Here is a 4,248-nt window from a genome sequence, read left to right as displayed (position 1 = left end):
AGAACATTCCGCCCAACTCGTTCAGCCGCCGGTCGATGCAGACCTCCTGCGCGCGCCGAAAGACGACCGCCTCCAAGTTGCCTTTCAACTCGCTGGAAAGCGCTTCGCGCTCATCGTGAACAGCATGAACCCAGTGGAGTTGCTCCACCAGCTGCTCAGCTGCAATCGCAATAAGGACGCCCAGGACAATTGTAGCGACCTCTTTCAAGAACTCGCGCCGACCGTGCCAGGGCTTCGGTTTGTGGATGTCCATGCCGCCCCCAGCGATCAAGCTTGGCCACATGGTAAGCGGACTCGCCAAAGGTCGGCTATGTGGATTGCCGACGTTCGGCGCCCGACCCCCGCTTACGGGATGCCGTCGAACTGCCGTTCCGCTGCTTGAATTTTTTGGAGCGTGCGTTCGCCGCCTTTGAGCGCGGTGACTGCTCCCCGGGCTTGCCTCTGAATAGTTTCGACTGTCTGCTCGAATGCGATGGCGGTCAGGACACCAAGGACAATGATTCCGTATTCCTTCAGGAACTCGCGAAAGGAGTGCCACGGCTTCGGTTTGTGAATGTCCATGCCGCCCCCCAGCGGATTACTGAAGGCACTGTACGCGGACTCGCAGAAGGTCCGCTATGGGTCGAAGGCGAAGGCTGGGAGAAAGCTATGACGACCACCGATACGCTTGCGCTGCTCATCGCCTTAGAAGAGCAAATCGTTGATCCCGCGACGCGCCATTCATCCAGGGTTCTCAATTCCATCCTATCGGACGAACTTCTTGAGTTCACCGCCTCCGGTCGGGCTTTCGACAAGGCGTCGATCGTTTCGATCCTGACGGCCGAGAGCGGCGGCGCCACGGCCGAGATGACCAATCACGGATATGAACTGCGGCCCCTCGCGGAGGATGTGGTGCTGCTGACCTATCGGAACGTGACGAGCCGTGCGGGCGCCGCCGACGCGCACTCGTTGAGAAGCTCCATCTGGAATCGGATCGGCGCCCAGTGGCAGCTGGTCTTTCACCAGGGCACGCCGACGGTTGCCGAATGAGCTTTCCGGATGCGCAGGCGGCCCTCTTGCGGAGCGGATAGCGGAGGCCCGCGACGTCCGCTAGGCCTGGGAAGCGGACGCTTCTTGAACGCCGGCGCGCACGGATTCCTCAGCACGGTTACGTTTCAATTTTTGGGTTCGATCTCCGCAGAGGCGACCATGCGCCAGCCGTTGGCGTGGCGTCGCCAGGTGTCCAGCCACTCCCGATGTGAAACGGCCTGGGACGGCGAACTGGCGTCATCCTCTGTCCCCAGAGCGATGGCGGTGTTTCCATGTACGCGGACCGTGATCGAGGTGATCTTGGCCGACACCTGGTGGGGAAGGGTACGCACCTCAGCCAGCATTCCCGCCTTGTCGGAGGGTTTTCCGCTCGATCCGAATCCTATGAAGTCGTCGGCCAGCAGCCGCTCCGCGACGTGTGCATCCCCGGTGACGAAGCTCTGGGAATAAAGGTTTTCAAGCCGACGGATGTCCTTGGCCGTGGACTCGGCAGGCCCGGCGCCGGCCACAGCCGGCCGTGGGACAACCCCCATCGCGCAGATCAGCATCGACAGCACCGACAAACACATCTTCGACATTTGTTCGTTCCCCTGACGGTATTACCCATTGCTCCGCGCGGCGGTGCGCCCGGCTTTCAATAGCTACGCCGGTGACGTATCGCCTTGGCCACACCGTAAGCGGATTTTCCGAACCATCGCTCCGGGTCGATAGCGGTCATCGCCACCCAGCTCGAAAGCGGAAGTCAGGATCGGGTGGAGAGTCGACCTACCGCAGGTGCGAGGCCGCTTGTTCCCGAGCCCGCTTCAAGTCCAACCAGTTGGGCGTTATCTTGAGCGCCTTGTCGTAGTCGTGCACAGCCCTGCGCCAGTCGCGGCGGCGCGCGGCAACGTCGCCGAGCCCCTTCAGCGGATCCGCCCAATTCGGGGCCCGGCGGGCCGCTTCATTGAAGGCGGCAGCGGCGCCCGAGAGATCACCGCGGGCCAGACGGCTCTCGCCCGAGGCCTCTTGGGCGCGCGGAAGCGATGGGCCGCGCCGGTCGGCCGCGGCGAACCAGCGGTCGGCCGCGGGCCAATTCCGGGCCACGCTTTCCACCTCGGCGCGGGCGATCAGGCAGGTGTAGCAGTCCGTGGGTGACTTCTGCACCAGGGTGCGAGCGTCGGCGAGGCGGCCCAGATGCGCGTAGGCTATAGCCAGCGCCGGCAAGATCTCAGTGGCGGTCTGCTCCGGTTGTTCGCCAGGAACGGTGGTGGCGGCCAGGGGCTCCAGCTGCCGGGCGGCCTCAGCCCAGTCGCCCCGGTCGGCCGCCATGACAGCATGCGGGGCATCGATCGTGACCGCCGATGTTCCTGCCGCGCGCGCCACCGACAGGTCGTCCGGGGCCCCGCCCAGGAGCGCCTGGGCGCGCGCAAGATCGTGAAGAGCCGCAAAATCGGCGGCCCGCCGATAGGGTAACCATTGCGCCAGGCCCTCAAGGTAGCTGACGTGGTGCGGCACGGGCAGGTCTTCCATGGCCTGCAAGGCCGCGATCTCTGCGTGGAAATCCGCCGTCTCGAAGGCGATGATACTGCGCTCGATCGCCGCCTCCCAGTTGCTCGTCAACTCCGCGATCCGCTTGCCGCGGTCGCGGGGCAAGAATCGCAACGACGTGGCGGCGGCTTGAAGCGCGGCTTCATCATCGCCAAGGGACTGAGCAACGCCGGCTAGATCGAACCAGAGATGGCTGAACTCGGGGTCGATCTTCAGGCCCTGCTGCAGGTCCCAGCGCGCCTCGCGTGCGGAGTCAGAGTAGTTGTTGAGACCCGCCCAAGCCCAAAGTCGATCCTCCCGGGACCCGGTCGCCGCCAGTCGCCGCAAGGCGGCGACCGCCTCGCTCTTGCGCCCCGTTTGTCCGAGCCAGGTGGCGTAGCGATACGGCTGCGTGCGGGCGAAGACGCCTTCGGCCGCCGTCTCGATCAGGCCTTCCAACGACGCCGGGTCGCCGGATGCCCTTGCCTCGTCGTCCTCGCCGGCCTGGACGCTAAGGGTAAGGTTCGGCCCCGTGTGGAAGACCTCGCCGGTGATGTGGGTGTCGTGGCCCAGCCGCTCGCGGAGGAAGCGCTCCATCTCGCCGAGCGACACGCCGGTCTCGGGGATCTCCACCTTCACGTCCTTGCCCCAGCTGGTCTCGAAGCTGGCCGCGGCCCGGGCGCTGCCGGAGCGCTGCTCGAGCTGAACTAGGCGGTCTTGGAACTGGTGCGCGATGGTCTGGCCGGTCAGCCCCTGCTGGGCGAGGTCGGGCGGGACGGAGAAGGGTTCAATGATCAGGGCGTAGCTGCGCGCTGCCTCAAAGACCACGCCACCCAGGATGGCCAGGACGGTCGCTCCGATGGCCGCGGCGACGCCCTGGAAGAGCAGCTTCATCCGCTCGTTCAAACGCTTGAGCTTAAGGTTGTCGAGGATGACCTCGCTCTGTTCGTGCAGGTGCTCGGTCTGGATCCCGACCAGCTTCTCCTGCTGGGCAAGGTAGGAGGCCAGACGCGAATCCAGAGGCTGGCCGCGCTCCATCGCGCTCGTCGCCAAGGCCGCTGCTATGGGGTCCAGACCCGCAGTGGTCTCGGCGTCGGCCGCTTCTGCGTCCTCGCCGCCGAGGACGCCCCCGATCAGCCCACCCTTTTCCGCCACTGCCGACGCCCCCCGAAAACTCTACGTCGCAATAGCGAACAGGCTGCAGACGTTATTGCTTAGGTTGGGACGGTTCAACTGACGGCGCGCGGCGGGTCGAATTTGGCGAAGGTGCTGGACGCCAAGCGGGCCATTTCCGGTTCCCTCAGACGAAATCTTGCCAACGCTGGACGGCTCTAGTCTGGCAGAATCGCCAGAAGTTGAGCCACCTCTTCGGTCCACCCTTCACGCCTCGGCGAGCCGTCGTCCTGCGCGGTGGCAGCGTTGACTTTCGCGCGCGTTGGTTGAACCGTTGGTCGATACCGGGGGAATAAATGAAGATCACCGAAATAACGGCCACCAACTTCCGTGCCCTCCAAGAGGTCGCGTTGAGGACTCCATCTGACGTCAACGTGATCGTCGGCCCCAAAGCGCGTGCAAGAATTAGCTGATGAAGCAAAGGGAAAATTGGAAACTATTAATGAGACGTCAGTTCTATCACTTGCGTTGCTGATGAAAGGTGCGGACGGAACATTGAGGGGTGAGGATGCATTCTCTCAGATGTTGCTCGCCGTGCTT

The 4,248-nt window shown here is 64.1% G+C and carries 5 protein-coding genes; 1 reads left to right on the top strand and 4 read right to left on the bottom strand.

The features are described 5' to 3' along the window. Together E8A12_RS20955 and E8A12_RS20950 are read right to left on the bottom strand one after the other, a co-directional pair. Positions 1-253: hypothetical protein (locus tag E8A12_RS20955; RefSeq protein ID WP_293372490.1), on the bottom strand; the 253-nt coding region annotated here is incomplete at its 3' end. Positions 254-345: 92 nt separating this feature from the next. Continuing rightward, complete coding sequence (locus E8A12_RS20950) at positions 346-561, bottom strand: hypothetical protein (RefSeq protein ID WP_293372488.1); 216 nt, start codon at positions 559-561, stop codon at positions 346-348. 87 nt (positions 562-648) lie between these two features. Between E8A12_RS20950 and E8A12_RS20945 the strand changes: the two genes are divergently transcribed. After that, positions 649-1,029: a DUF4440 domain-containing protein gene (locus E8A12_RS20945; protein WP_293372486.1), complete on the top strand. Its 381-nt coding sequence runs from the start codon at positions 649-651 to the stop codon at positions 1,027-1,029. Between the two features lie 125 nt (positions 1,030-1,154). Here the strand turns inward: E8A12_RS20945 and E8A12_RS20940 are convergent, their stop codons facing one another. Together E8A12_RS20940 and E8A12_RS20935 are read right to left on the bottom strand one after the other, a co-directional pair. Further along, positions 1,155-1,607 (bottom strand): nuclear transport factor 2 family protein, encoded by a 453-nt coding sequence (locus E8A12_RS20940; RefSeq protein WP_293372484.1) that lies wholly within the window; start codon positions 1,605-1,607, stop codon positions 1,155-1,157. 187 nt (positions 1,608-1,794) lie between these two features. Next, on the bottom strand, positions 1,795-3,690 hold the full coding sequence (locus tag E8A12_RS20935; protein WP_293372482.1) for a hypothetical protein: 1,896 nt from the start codon (positions 3,688-3,690) through the stop codon (positions 1,795-1,797). Positions 3,691-4,248: the final 558 nt, after the last annotated feature.

It is taken from the genome of Phenylobacterium sp., from assembly GCF_004799395.1.
Taxonomy (GTDB): domain Bacteria; phylum Pseudomonadota; class Alphaproteobacteria; order Caulobacterales; family Caulobacteraceae; genus Phenylobacterium.
This window is presented reverse-complemented; position numbering and strand designations above follow the sequence as displayed.

What these genes read in the sequence shown, in the direction of transcription:
- E8A12_RS20950 (WP_293372488.1), bottom strand. Translation starts at nt 561, where the DNA reads ATGGACATTCACAAACCGAAGCCGTGGCACTCCTTTCGCGAGTTCCTG.
- E8A12_RS20945 (WP_293372486.1), top strand. Translation starts at nt 649, where the DNA reads ATGACGACCACCGATACGCTTGCGCTGCTCATCGCCTTAGAAGAGCAA.
- E8A12_RS20940 (WP_293372484.1), bottom strand. Translation starts at nt 1,607, where the DNA reads ATGTCGAAGATGTGTTTGTCGGTGCTGTCGATGCTGATCTGCGCGATG.